This window comes from Maridesulfovibrio salexigens DSM 2638 (assembly GCF_000023445.1).
GTDB lineage: Bacteria > Desulfobacterota > Desulfovibrionia > Desulfovibrionales > Desulfovibrionaceae > Maridesulfovibrio > Maridesulfovibrio salexigens.
Genome location: NC_012881.1, coordinates 883,538 through 897,725, shown reverse-complemented (window position 1 = coordinate 897,725; position 14,188 = coordinate 883,538). Strand labels below are relative to the sequence as shown.

Below are 14,188 nucleotides of genomic sequence, written 5' to 3'. Positions count from 1 at the left end.
ACATTTTGAGAACGCTGCACTGGCCAGACCATTTAATGGCGCGGGCCGAGCCGCGATATATCGGTCAGTCTTAAGGAGTGCATAACACCACTCAGGCGCGGCGTAAACACTCAATTACCGATTGGCTGACATTTTCACATTTTCTTAATATTTTTATAAATTGATATTGACTTTGAATTTCACTCTCACTACAAACTAACACAACGTTATCAAACCGATTACAGATTTATAAGGAGGACACTATGTCCAAATCACTGATCGTTTACGGCTCTACTACCGGAAATACTGAAACAGCCGCCGAATACGTGGCTGAAGCGTTTGAAAACAAAGAAATTGATGTGGAACTTAAAAATGTTACTGATGTCAGTGTTGCCGATCTCGGCAACGGATACGACATCGTGCTATTCGGCTGCTCTACCTGGGGCGAAGAAGAAATTGAATTGCAGGACGACTTCATCCCCCTCTACGATTCCCTCGAAAACGCAGACCTGAAGGGCAAGAAAGTATCTGTCTTCGGATGCGGTGACTCCGATTACACTTATTTTTGCGGTGCAGTAGATGCCATCGAAGAAAAACTCGAAAAAATGGGGGCCGTCGTCATAGGTGACAGCCTCAAGATCGATGGCGACCCGGAACGCGATGAGATTGTAAGCTGGGGTTCAGGAATAGCGGACAAAATTTAAATTAATACAGCTCAGGTATCCTTACGAAGAAGCCCCCGCACTGAATTCAGTACGGGGGCTTAAAATTTTATTTGTGCACGTTCGAGCTAGCTTTCACCAGCCAGTGCCCGTTGCACTGAAACCTCAAGCATGGTTTTCTGCAAGCGGATACTTTTTGTATTGCTGTTGAGCACATCTTCGGTCAGGGAGCGTAATTTATCCACTGACTCCAATGAGGCGGTAATGATAAGCTCTGTTGGGATCAGACCTTCAGAACGGATCATTTCCAAAACATTCTCAAGCTTATGGGATAGTTCCTCAATAACTGTAAGTTTTAGTAGATTTGATCCTGCCTTAATAGAATGCGCATCACGGAAAATTGAGTTGATCAATTCCGGGGTAAGGTCTGAAGGGCTGTTTTCCAACTGCAAAAGCCCGGTCTCAATATTATCAAGCCGTTCCAGTGTCTCATCTTGAAAGATGTCCAGTAATCTATCGCCGGTACTCATATTATATATCCCGCCCGCTTTTAAAGCAGGGGTTGAAAATCAAAATAAAAAAACTCCGCAGGAGCTACGTTATGGGTTATCTGCCCTAAGCGAAAGCTTTCGTCAACAGATTGTAACTCAAAGCACTACATTTAAGGACCTAGGAACGGACTTCCCTTTTTGGCGGCAAAATTCTACACTGCCGCCCTCAAGTTTGGAATACTAATGAAATTAATAATACATATCTTTAATTATATTATATTTTTAATCAAGTATAGTGCGGAGTTAAACTAATGGCTTTGATGAGTGTAAATGATGTTTCCATGACCTTCGGCGGCCCCCAGTTGCTGGATAAAGTTTCTTTTCAAGTGGAAGAAGGTCAACGAATCTGTATTGTAGGTCGTAACGGGGAAGGTAAATCCACCCTGCTCCGGCTCATGAGTGGAGACCTCGTTCCTGACGGCGGAAACATCTCTTATCAGAAAGGGGTCAGTGTTGCCCGACTTTCCCAGAAAGTTCCCGAAGTACTGAAAGGTTCTATCTTCGAAGTGGTTGCCGGGGGACTCGGTGAACTTGGAGATGCCCTGACCCGCTACCATACAGTCAGCCTTGAAGTTGCCAATGGCGGGGATGTTTGCAAGCTTTCCGAAGTGGAAGAAATCATGGAAAAACACGGCGGATGGGAAGCGCTGACCACAATTGAAATGGTCATCTCCCGCCTGTCACTCAGTGCTGAAATGCGCTTTGAGACTCTTTCCGGCGGTTTGAAAAGACGCGCACTGCTGGCCCGGGCACTGGCTTCCAAACCGGACGTACTGCTTCTGGACGAACCTACCAACCATCTTGATATTGATTCAATCGCATGGCTTGAAGAATTTCTGGTCAAGAACATCCGCACCCTGATCTTCATCACTCACGACCGCATGTTCCTGCGCAAGATCGCCACCCGAATCATTGAACTGGACCGCGGCAACCTTGCAGACTGGTCATGTGATTACGACACCTTCCTTAAGCGCAAGGAAGAACTGCTTGATGCCGAAGAAAAGAACTGGTCCGAATTCGATAAAAAACTTGCCCGCGAAGAAGTATGGATCAGACAGGGCATCAAAGCCCGCCGCACCCGTAACGAAGGCCGTGTGCGTGCGCTGAAAAAGCTGCGCGATGAACGCAAGCAGCGCCGTGAACGAACCGGAAAAGCTACCATCGAAATTCAGGAAGCAGCACGATCAGGTAAGGTTGTGGCTGAAACAGTAAACGCATCCTATGCATGGGACGGCAACCCGATCTTTAAGAATCTTTCCACTACCATCATGCGTGGAGACAGGGTCGGGATTATCGGACCCAACGGTGCGGGTAAAACAACCCTGATCCAAGTTCTGCTGGGCAATCTCAAGCCTGATTCCGGTAGTGTGAAGCTTGGTACCAAGCTCGAAATTTCCTACTTTGACCAGCATCGCGAACAGCTCGACCCGGAGAAATCCGTGCGCGACTCCGTTGCTGACGGCAACGATACCGTAACCATCAATGGCCGCAACAAGCATGTCATGGGTTATCTCAAGGATTTTCTGTTCTCACCGGATCGTGCCAACTCCCCGGTAAGCGTGCTTTCCGGCGGGGAACGCAACCGTCTTCTTTTAGCCCGTTTGTTCACCCGCCCTTCCAACCTGCTGGTAATGGACGAACCTACAAACGATCTTGATGCCGAGACCCTTGAACTGCTCGAGGACCGGATCATGGAATATCCCGGCACAGTAATTATCGTCAGCCACGACCGTGCATTCCTGAACAACGTGGTCAGCGGAACCCTCGCCTTTGAAGGCAATGCGCAGGTTAACGATTACGTAGGCGGTTATGATGACTGGGTACGCCAGCGTCAGCAGCCTGAAGAGGATGTTAAACCCAAGGCTCCCAAGTCCAAGCCGAAGAAAACACCGGACGCGCGTCCGGAAAAGCTCAGCTACAAGGAACAGCGAGAATTCGAAGCCCTTGAAGTTGAAATCACCGAACTTCCCGGTAAAATCGAAGAGCTGGAAGGGGCAATCGAAGAAATGCAGAATCTCATGGCCGACCCGGAATTCTACAAAAAGTCCGGTGAAGAAATGGCCGCCGCACAAGCCAAGCTCGAAAACCTCGAAGCTGAGCACGAAACCACCTTCATGCGCTGGGAAGAAGTGGAAGAAAAGTTAGAAGAATACAGAAAAAGAACAGGACAGATTTAAATGCCTCTGGGGTCTGGGGAAGGGAGACTTTTGAAAAAGTCCCCCTTCCCCAGACCCCATCCCCTCAAAACTTTTTAATAAGCTTCACAAATAGATCACAAGGCTCACTTCCAAACCTAGCCCTCCATAGCTTCAAAACTTGCCATCTTTAACGCTCAAGCGTAAATAGAACTATATGAATTCCAAAGCGACTTCTCCTTTCTGGGTGCCCATTTACGCATTTCTCGCTACTATTTTGATTGGCGGGATGCTGCTGAAATTAGACATTTGCCATCCGGGAAAGGAACTTTCATTTCTTGATGCTATTTTTACGGCAACCTCGGCGGTCTGCGTTACCGGCCTTGCTGTTGTGGACACCGGAACCTTTTTCAGCCGGACCGGACAGAGCGTAATTCTTTTCCTGATCCAGCTGGGAGGACTGGGAATTATGACCTATGCCAGTCTGGTAATTTACCTGCTGGGGAAAAAAGTCAGTGCCTCGGACCGGATAGCTGTCAGTCAAACTTTAATCCATGACCCTTCGTTTAATATCGGCAAATTTATTGTCGGCGTGGTCACGGCGGTGCTGTCTATTGAAGCACTGGGAGCTTTGCTGCTTAACCGCATGGACCCAGACGGATTCTATCCGTTTTCGGCGGTCTTTCATTCCATTTCAGCATTCTGCAACGCGGGTTTCTCGCTCTACTCAGACAGTCTGACAACATGGAAAAACCATCTGGGAATCAACACCGTTTTCATGGCCCTGATTATCATGGGCGGGCTGGGTTTCTACGTCATGACCGAGCTGTGGCATAAATTCATGAACTTCGTGCGTAGACGCAAAGGTGAAATTTCAGCCCATACTTTAAGCTGGCATACCCGCATTGTTCTGGAGACAAGCCTTTTCCTGATCGTAGTCGGCGGGCTGGCTATCTTTTTTGCCGAAAGCTTCAAAGTTCATGTGGTGGAAGGTGCTGTGGTCAATGAAATTGCTGCCCTGTTCCAGTCCGTAACCTGCCGTACCGCAGGCTTTAATACCGTGGATATTTCCGGCCTGACCAACATTTCCCTGCTGGTTATGATCGGTCTGATGCTTATCGGCGGCTCACCGGGATCATGCGCAGGCGGCTTGAAGACGACCACCTTTCGAACTTGGGTTGGATTCATTATCTCCAAGGTCAAGGGCCATTCACAGGTCAAAGTGGGCTGGTACGCCCTGACTGAAGAAAGCGTTAACCGCGCTCTGACCCTGCTGACCATTGCTAGCGTGATCCTCGGTTCGGCAATCATCATGCTGAGCATAACAGAAGGAAGCCACCTGCCGCACAGCGAAGTGCGCGGACACTTCATCGAAATTACTTTCGAAGCAATCTCAGCCTTTGCCACAGTAGGGCTCTCCACCGGAGTAACACCGGACTTGAGCGGACCCGGCAAATCAATCATAATAGCCCTGATGTTCGTAGGAAGATTGGGACCGGTATGGCTGCTGACAGCAATCAACAGCTGGCAGAAAGAGCCGCGCTACAGATTGCCGGAAGACGATTTACCGTTGGGATAAAACAAATTTCACATACAACTCGGCGAAGCCTAATAAAAATTTTTGGGATTCTTAAACCCTTTTTACAAAAGGTTTTAAGCCGCCGGAGGCAATAAAAATATGGCAAAAGAAAAAATAGAAGTAGGCGTCATCGGCCTTGGTAAATTCGGTCTGGAGCTGGCCTTGAACCTGCGCAAGCTAGGCCATAATGTTGTTGGCGTTGATACCAGTGAAGAGCGTGTTAAAGCAGCCAAGCCTTACCTTGCACAGGTATTTCAGGCTGACGGCACCGATCCCAAAACACTTGAACAGCTAAGCTTTCAGGATTTCAACTACGTGGTGGTTTCCACTGGCGACTCGCTGGAAGCAAGTGTGCTGGTAGTGCTCAACTTACAGGAGATCGGAGTCAACAAAATCTGGGTTAAAGCCATCAGTGTGGCACATAAGAAAGTGCTCAGCAGAATGGGTGTGGATTATGTCGTTTTCCCTGAGCATTTCGCGGCCAAACAGCTGGCCCATAAGCTGTCCACTCCGGGCATGATCGAATACCTCTCCATGGGGAACGACATCCTGATCAAAGAACGTCAGGCCTCAGACTGGGCAGGCAAGACTCTTATCGACCTTGATCTGACCAATAATTATCAAGTACAGGTCATCGCCATCCGCAAAAACGGATCTGAAGAACTGAACTTCGTCCCCAAAGCCAATGAGTCTTTGGGTGAAAATGATGTGCTGATTATGATCGGAGCGCGGGAAAACCTGCTTAAACTGCCGGAAAACTAATCTCCATCCACATTGTAGAGGTCTTTTTCGATCTCCTTCATCTGCATATCCTCCTCTTCAAGGGCGATCATGCGGTCACGGATTTCGTGGGTCTTTTCAATGGCATCATCAAGCTCCACACCGGCGGCAACCTGCATCTTGCGTAGCAGGTTCAGGATGTCGCTGCGCAGGGTCTTACCATTATCCCCTTTTCCCATTTCACGAAGCATGGAGTCATCTTCTTCGGTTTTCTTTATCAGATAATGGCAGAATTTTTGGGCTTCCTGAACACCACGGTTCTTTTCAAGACACATGGTCAGGTAACGGAAACAATTTTCCCAGTCTCCTGCTTCGTAATGAGTACGGGCGATATTGAAGAAAAGGTTTTCATCGGCACTATCAAGATCTACGCCTCGGTTATAATACTGCAAGGCCTCGCGATACATGCCGTTCTTACGCATTGATATGCCGAAATCATTAAACATATGTTTGTGCTCGGTCTGAAAAGCAGATTTAAGCTGCAAAACTTTCGCAAACACTTCCTGCGCCCGTTCCACATCACCTTTCTCAAGGTAAGTCAGGCCGAGACCGAAAGTAGCGCGGACATTCTTTTCATCCACAGCCAGAGCTTCGGCGTACTCCATCTCGGCGCTATAGAATTCACCCTGCTCACGATGAGACTCACCTCTGCTTAATCGGTTGTCCTGCTGTTCCATAGCTGGGCGAACATGCTGCTGATAATAATCCAGCTCAAGAGTGTAATGGGCGGCAAACTCCCCGTTACTGATCACTTTGGGGTCGCCTGAAGGAACCCTGTTTTCATTCAAAAGCAGCAGCTCAAAGCTTTCGTCATCCAATTTGCTGGCCAACCAATACTGCTTGCCTTTTATCTTATGCGAGTCAGAACGCAGTGAAACCACCGTAATGAATTCGGTTTCCTCTCCATTTTCCTGCTCGACAGGAGGAGTATAATTAAATAATGAGGATTCACCACTCATGAAGTAAGCCTCCGGAGATCCAAAGAAAACAGGATCGGGCTTGAAATTGTTGCAGACCCCTCATCTACACCAGCTTGATCGGCATTTAATCCATTTCCATTTAGAGTTCCAGTGCCTAAACAAAAATGAAGCTTTCTGTATCTGGAACTTAACAGGGAAATTAGCTAGGCTTCACATCAATGAACAAACACCGCCCAATATTAATTCTAATTACCGCCATCTTTATATTGCACTTTTTCGGGCTAAAAAGCTACGCCCGCGAAAGAACAGGCGCACCTGTCATCGAATGCAAACTGCTCAATCAGTTTCCGCATGATGATACGGCTTTCACACAGGGATTATTATATCACGACGGGTACTTATACGAAAGCACCGGTAAGCGTGGACGTTCTTCCCTGCGCAAGGTGGAGCTGGAAAGCGGCATAGTGCGCATAATGATTAAAAACGACAAAGAAGTTTTCAGCGAGGGTATTTGTTTCTGGAACAATATAATTTACCAGCTCACATGGCATTCCGGTAAATGTTTCATATATGACGCAGCTTCCCTTGCTCCCAAGGGCTTCTTCAAATACAAAGGGCAGGGATGGGGACTGACCACAGACGGGCAGTTCTTATACCAAAGCGATGGTTCCTCAGTGATTACCTTCAGGGACCCGTATGATTTCGCACGCATCAAAAGACAGCGGATAACTGACGGCATTGCCAACATCCATCGTCTTAATGAACTTGAATATATAAACGGCCTTATTTTCAGCAATATCTGGAAGCAGGACCGCATTGCAGCCATTGACCCTAAGCAAGGTAAGGTCAAATTCTGGCTTGATATATCCTCGCTACGTCCCCTTGCCGGGAAGAATGCCGAAGCCGCCAACGGTATCGCATGGGACACTGCTGGAAAAAGACTCTTCGTGACCGGAAAATTCTGGAATAAGGTTTTTGAAATTGAACTACCCGCACTTGAAAATCAGCCCGCTTCAAACTGATCAGATGACAATCTCGCTGGGCATTTGCGCCGGAGCTTCCTCAGTCAGCATGGTCCTGACCGGAAACGATAACGGCAGGATTGAAATACTCAAATCAATTTCACTGAACCACGAAGGTAATCCCGCGCAGACCGTGATCACAGCTTTGCAGGAACTGGATCTACCTGAAAACATCCATGCGGCAGTGACCGGACGCAAATTCCGCCATCTGCTGGACCTGCCGACCATCTCCGAACCGCAGGCCCTTGAAACTGCCCTTGCGCATCAAAATTTCGTTAAAGACGGTTACCGTACGGTCCTCAGCGCCGGAGGGGAAACCTTCATGGCCTACCTGCTTGATAATGACGGCAAGGTGGAAACCGTTCACACAGGCAACAAATGCGCTTCCGGAACCGGGGAATTTCTGGTCCAGCAACTGGGCCGCATGGGTCTGAGCCTGAATGATATGTCAGGCATGGAGATGAGCGAACCGCACAAAGTCTCCGGTCGCTGTTCTGTTTTCTGTAAAAGCGACTGTACACACGCCCTGAACAAGGGAGTCGAAAAAGAAGCGGTTGTTGCCGGACTAGCCCGCATGATGGCCGGAAAATGCATTGAACTTCTGCGTAAGCTACCCGCTGAGAAAGTAGTCCTGATCGGCAATTGCTCCCAAAACAAATTCATGGTCAGTGAGCTGCGCCGCGAAATACCGGACTTGCTTCTGCCCGAGAACGGACATTGCTTCGAAGCCCTCGGCGCAGCAATCTGGGCGGCTGAAAACGGGGCTGACCTTCCCGAAGATTGCCGCACAATTATTCGCAAAGGTGACACAGCATTTACTTTTCTACAGCCGCTTAAGGACTATACAGAGTCCGTAAAATTTCATGAAAGTTCCAAAGCGGAATTCATATCCGGCAACAGGCTGGCCCTGGGTCTTGATGTAGGTTCAACCACCACCAAAGGCGTGCTTCTTGATCTGGAACAATCAGAGATTGTTGCTTCCTGCTATTTACGCACAGACGGCGACCCAATCGGAGCATCACGAAGGGTTTACGCTGAACTGGCAAGTCAGGTCCCAGCCGGAACCACCGCCGAAATTATGGGAGTAACCGGATCGGGCCGCAACATAGCCGGACTGCATGCGGGTACGGACGGAATTATCAATGAAATTACTGCCCACGCCACCGCCGCCGTTCATTACGACCCTGAAGTAGATACAATTTTCGAAATCGGCGGGCAGGACGCAAAGTACACATGGCTGAAAAACTCGGTGCCATGTGACTATGCCATGAACGAAGCCTGTAGCGCCGGGACAGGATCATTTCTCGAAGAAAGTGCCAAGGAAACGCTCGGCATTGATGTAACTGACATTGCTGAAATCGCCTTCAAGGGGACGAATCCGCCCAACTTCAACGACCAGTGCGCTGCATTTATCGGCTCGGACCTGAAGCTTGCGGCGCAGGAAGGTGTTGCGCTGGAAGATATGGTTGCCGGACTGGTCTACTCCATCTGCATCAACTACTCCAACCGCGTTAAAGGCAGCCGCACCGTGGGGCAGAAAATTTTCATGCAGGGCGGGGTCTGCTACAATAAAGCCGTTCCCACTGCCATGGCTGCACTTACCGGACAGGAAATCATCGTTCCTCCTCATCCGGGATTGACCGGAGCCTTCGGAGTCGCCCTTGAAGCGGCTAAACGAGTCGAACAGGGTAGCATTGCAACAGGAAAATTCGATCCCGCAGAACTCGCCAAGCGCGAAGTAAACTACAAATCCCCTTTCACATGCAAAGGAGCCGGACGGGATTGTGACCTCGGCTGTACCATTGCCCGCATTGAAGTTGAGGGGAAAACCTTTCCTTTTGGCGGTATATGCAACCGTTTTGATAATTCAAAGGTAGCCAAGGACACCAACCCCGGAGAGGACCTTGTACTCTGGCGTGAGAAACGGGTTTTCCGTGATTTGAGTGAGCCGGAAGAAGGCCAGCCGGTCATTGGCATGAACCGCTCCCTGCTCATGAACACATGGTTCCCGCTCTTCAACACATTTTTCAAAGAGATGGGCTTCGGAGTTCGCCTACCCGAAAAGTTCGATCCCGATGCCATAGAACAAAAAGGCGCACCTTTCTGCCATCCGGTGGAACTCGCTCATGGCGGTCTTGGTGAGCTGCTTAATCTTAAGACTGATCATATTTTCCTGCCCCACCTGCGTTCCATGCCGCTTAAAAGCGGTGACCGTTCCTGCACCTGCGTGCTGGTTCAAGGTGAGCCTTATTATTTAAAGTCAGCCTTTCCGGAACTGGAAAAGCGTTCACTGCTCACCCCGGTCATCCACATGCAGGATGGGGAAGAACAATTGCGCAAAGCCCTGCTCCAGACCGCAGCCAAGCTGAAAGTAGGTGTTCAGCAAGCTCTGGATGCTCTCGAAGCGGCAATCGCCGAACAAGAACAATTCTTCACCGATCTGCGCCTTAAGGGGGAAGAATTTATGGCCGGACTTGATGCTAACAGCAGTCAAGCCATGGTCTTATTCGGCAGGCCTTACAATGCTTTCAGCTCATGGGCCAACAAATCAATCCCTGCTAAATTTGCCACCCGTGGTGTTGAAATCATTCCCTGTGATATGCTCCCGCGCAGCGAAAAATGCGGCAATGAGCTAAACATGTACTGGGCTACCGGGGAACTGATCATGGATGCAGCCAAACTGGTGGCGGAACATCCCAGACTCTTCGGCACATACATCACCAATTTCTCCTGCGGACCGGATTCATTCCTGCTCGGTCATTTCCGCAAGGTCATGGGCCGCAAGCCATCGCTGACCCTTGAATTAGACAGCCATACTGCTGACGCAGGAATAGAAACCCGAATCGAAGCCTATCTTGATATTGTGGGTGGTTTCAGACGCATGAAAAAGTCACAGGACTCCGTAGCTCGCCCTTTCCGAGCCGCACGCTGCGAAGTGCGTGACGGAATTACCGGAATCACGGACTCCAACGGCAAGTGGTATGCGGTGAATGATCCGGCTGTGACCTTGATCATTCCCAGTCTTGGCGAAATCAGTACTGATTTTCTGGCAGCTTCCATGCAGCGCGACAACATCCGCTACAAGGTGCTATCCCATGCCAGTGAAGCCGCTCTGAAAATGGGCCGCAACAATTCATCCTGCAAAGAATGCCTGCCCTTGCAGCTTACAGCCGGGGCTTTGCTGGAACATCTGGAAAACCGTGATGAAAACGAAATAGCCCTCTTCCTGATGCCCAAAGCTAAAGGTCCGTGCCGTTTCGGTCAGTATTCTGTGTTCATGAACGATCTCATAGAACGCTTGGAAATCCCGAATCTTGCTATTTTCGCACCCAGCTCCACTGACGGGTACGGTGGATTAAGCACAGGTGTCACCCTCGGCATGTGGCAGGGTATTGTCGCCGGTTCCATTCTTGAAGACATCTACGCCACAATCTGCACGGCAGCAGCTGAAAAAGATGCGGCCCTGAATCTTTTCTGGCAGGTACGGCAGGAATTGTTGGACAGCATGGCCAGTTGGAAACAATTTTCCAAAGCCCTACGCAAAGCAGCTATCGATCTTTCCACCATCAAGCTGGCTAAGCCTGTGCAGGAATATCCGGTCATTTCCCTGCTAGGCGAAATTTATGTCCGCCATGATCCCTTGGCTCGGCGCAACCTGCCGGAACACCTTACTGAGCAAGGTTTTATTGTCCGTGTGGCCCCGGTGCTGGAGTGGATGAAATACACAGACTGGCTGAACCGCAACAGCATTGAAGGCAAGGCCGGGGTCAAGACCCTGATCACCCAAGGTGTGAAATCTTATTTTGAACGTCGCATCCGTCATATCCTTGCTGACAGCGGGCTGCTCTTCTATCCGGGACCGAATGTGCGCCAAGTGGTCAGCCACGGCAAGCCGCACATTTCCGAACAGTTGACCGGGGAGGCAATTCTGACCGTGGGTGCATCGCTGCATGAAATTATGTCTCCGTCCTGCGGAGTGATCTCCATAGGGCCATTCGGATGCATGCCCTCGCGGGTTGCTGAAGCTGTGCTTAGTGAAAAATTCCGAGCCGGATCAGCTGGCAAAAAGGCAACTTCAGTGCTTGAAGAAGATTCGCGGCTGCCATTCCTAGCCATTGAAACTGACGGCAATCCATTTCCGCAACTGATCGAAGCACGGCTGGAAGCATTCTGTTTACAGGCCAAACGCCTCCATAAACGCATGTCCCAGACTGGAAGGTCTTAAAATAACACCAGATCAGTTCTTCTTGATATAGCACAAGCTGTCATGGTACCACCCCTCAGGGTAAATTTAAGCGGAAACGCTTGTCTGGGGGAGAATAGCTTTGGATAGAAGAATTGTCGGTTTAGTTTTATTGATACTGCTGATTACAATCTGTGGATGCAGGACAGTCAGGTCAATAAAAAACAATATCAAAGAAACAGTAATCACCTCCCAACCGGAAGATAAATTTTCCCGGGCACTGGACCGGAATAAATTTTCAGAAGCGGAACAAATTTGGCTCGATAATCAGGATTATTTTCTTGAAAAACCGAAGGCCATGGACGAAATAACTAGAGCCGCCTCTGATCTCAAAAAACGTTACCGTCCGAAAATTTCCGCTGCCACTACCAATCTTCTTTCCATCCACTGGCCCGAGAAATCCGCAAAATGGACTTTGATCCGTCTTAAACTGGATAATGCCCGTAATTTAATCGACGAAATTGAATCCAGCTGCATTCTCAATGACTTGGGCCAAATCCCCCACGGCCTTGATAAGCTGAAGAATAAATTTAACGACAAAGAATTACAGATAAAAGCTGATGCGCAGGCGCAGTTCAAGAATTACCCTATTCAAACCGGACCGAACTTTTTTTCCATTTATCCCGTAAAACTTGACGAAGAAGAATTCCTTAAATCTCAAGCCGCCCTGTTGGAACAGGCAGTAGCATCAGCTAACGGAAAAGGCGTGCCGCATATGATTAAGGAATACGGTAACGTCATACCTGCCGAAACCATGCGCAACTTGGAAGGACAGTACTTTCGGGACCTGCTCAAAAAAGAAGCAAAAGGCAAGAAGCCTTCATTCCGCACTGTTCTTAAGGCCATGAATGAGACCAATAGATTAGGCTTCCCTGTGACCGAAGTGCCTGACTGCAAAATCGCCTTTGTACGCGTGACCAGTAAAAGCCTGATGAAAGAGCGTGGTATCGAATTCGGGCTGGGTTTTGATGTTGATCTGCCTATGCAAACCGAAACATTGGCCAAGACGCACATGTTCAATTCCAATACCGCCAAGGATGCGGACATCGTCATCCTCATCAACGAGGTGGTCTCCAGAATTGACCGCAAAACTTTCCGTCCTAAGGCATACAGCAGCAAAAACATTGTCGGATACACCGAAGGATACAACCACGCCTACGATCAGGCCCAGCTACGGCTGGAACAGTTGCGGCTGAAACGACAGGAACTCAACAACCGCAACAACTCCCACATTCTGGGCTGGTTCGGAGCGAATGACATCACTTCAGCGGCTCATATGGCGGCGCAGGAAGAAAAAAAATACAATGAGGCAGTTGCCAACGCCACCAACATTCCACGCATGATCGACAAGCCCATTTATAAAAACTACAGCTTCAGCGTTGTGCCGCTGCGGACAACTAAAGTTGCCTCGGTTCAATATGTAATCATCGACCGCAAATCTCGCACATACTTCACCGATTTTTTTGATATTGTTCAGGAGAAGAACTTTAAAATTGCATATGGCATACAAATCACCGACCCGGACCGCAAAAAACATGAAATCAACTTCAACACGGAAAAAGAATTACGGGGATGGGAAAGACAGCCTGTTGCAGTTCGCCTATCTGACATGCTCAACTATTATCTGGACCACAAAGAAAAAGACAAAAAATACAGGAGCATGGCCCGGATACAAAACATTATAATCAATAACCGCAACAAGGCTCTGGCTGAATTCTATAGCAATGAATACGATTCCGACACAGGAAATGATCCTCGCTATGATTCCACAGTCATGGTTCTGAGCCCGGATCGCAGAGGAACTGGCAGCGGTTTCTTTGTCACCGACAACATTATCCTTACCAACTACCATGTTGTGGAAAAAAATGAGTTTGTGGAAATAAAATTGCACAACAACATGGAAACCTTCGGCAAGGTCATGGCTTACGATCTCTATCGTGATCTAGCTCTGGTCAAGATAAATGCCCACGGTAAACCTGTTCGATTATACTCCAAAAACAGCCTTCCGGCAGGAGTAACACTTGAAGCAATCGGACACCCCAAAGGCTTTCCTTTCACTATAACCAGAGGTGTTTTCAGCGCATACAGGAAAAGGCCGAGTAAATTTCTAAACTCACGCCGTATGGTTCGCTACATCCAGACTGATGCAGCCATTAACTCCGGCAATTCCGGCGGCCCTTTGTTTTACAAAAATAAAGTTGTAGGGGTTAACACCTGGAAAAGGATTGGAGATGACATAGACAACCTAGCCTTTGCTGTTCACTACGCTGAAGTAATCAAATTTCTTGAACAATACGGCATAAAATACCGCAAATAA

General features: G+C 48.7%; 9 protein-coding genes. 7 read left to right on the top strand and 2 right to left on the bottom strand.

Annotated elements, in window-relative coordinates:
• Positions 1-242: 242 nt before the first annotated feature.
• Entirely contained in the window at positions 243-683 is a 441-nt protein-coding gene (locus tag DESAL_RS04020; RefSeq protein ID WP_015850690.1) for a flavodoxin, read from the top strand.
• Between the two features lie 86 nt (positions 684-769).
• Here the strand turns inward: DESAL_RS04020 and DESAL_RS04015 are convergent, their stop codons facing one another.
• Positions 770-1,171: an Hpt domain-containing protein gene (locus tag DESAL_RS04015; RefSeq protein WP_015850689.1), complete on the bottom strand. Its 402-nt coding sequence runs from the start codon at positions 1,169-1,171 to the stop codon at positions 770-772.
• Positions 1,172-1,443: 272 nt separating this feature from the next.
• On the opposite strand from DESAL_RS04015, the gene DESAL_RS04010 reads away from it, so the two are divergent.
• The 3 genes from DESAL_RS04010 (at position 1,444) to DESAL_RS04000 (ending at position 5,668) form a co-directional block, all read left to right on the top strand.
• Entirely contained in the window at positions 1,444-3,369 is a 1,926-nt protein-coding gene (locus DESAL_RS04010) for an ATP-binding cassette domain-containing protein (RefSeq protein WP_015850688.1), read from the top strand.
• A 175-nt stretch (positions 3,370-3,544) separates the two neighbouring features.
• On the top strand, positions 3,545-4,906 hold the full coding sequence (locus DESAL_RS04005) for a TrkH family potassium uptake protein (protein ID WP_015850687.1): 1,362 nt from the start codon (positions 3,545-3,547) through the stop codon (positions 4,904-4,906).
• A 99-nt stretch (positions 4,907-5,005) separates the two neighbouring features.
• On the top strand, positions 5,006-5,668 hold the full coding sequence (locus DESAL_RS04000) for a potassium channel family protein (protein ID WP_015850686.1): 663 nt from the start codon (positions 5,006-5,008) through the stop codon (positions 5,666-5,668).
• Here the strand turns inward: DESAL_RS04000 and DESAL_RS03995 are convergent.
• Entirely contained in the window at positions 5,665-6,645 is a 981-nt protein-coding gene (locus DESAL_RS03995; protein WP_015850685.1) for a tetratricopeptide repeat protein, read from the bottom strand. The two genes, DESAL_RS04000 and DESAL_RS03995, sit on opposite strands and share 4 nt — an antisense overlap.
• A 179-nt stretch (positions 6,646-6,824) precedes the next feature.
• Between DESAL_RS03995 and DESAL_RS03990 the strand changes: the two genes are divergently transcribed.
• The 3 genes from DESAL_RS03990 (at position 6,825) to DESAL_RS03980 (ending at position 14,188) form a co-directional block, all read left to right on the top strand.
• Positions 6,825-7,628: a glutaminyl-peptide cyclotransferase gene (locus DESAL_RS03990; RefSeq protein ID WP_015850684.1), complete on the top strand. Its 804-nt coding sequence runs from the start codon at positions 6,825-6,827 to the stop codon at positions 7,626-7,628.
• Entirely contained in the window at positions 7,582-11,853 is a 4,272-nt protein-coding gene (locus tag DESAL_RS03985; RefSeq protein ID WP_245543782.1) for an acyl-CoA dehydratase activase, read from the top strand. Before DESAL_RS03990 ends, DESAL_RS03985 begins: the two co-directional genes overlap by 47 nt.
• Positions 11,854-11,953: 100 nt before the next feature.
• A complete protein-coding gene (locus DESAL_RS03980) occupies positions 11,954-14,188 on the top strand; it encodes a S1C family serine protease (protein WP_015850682.1) in 2,235 nt (744 codons plus the stop codon).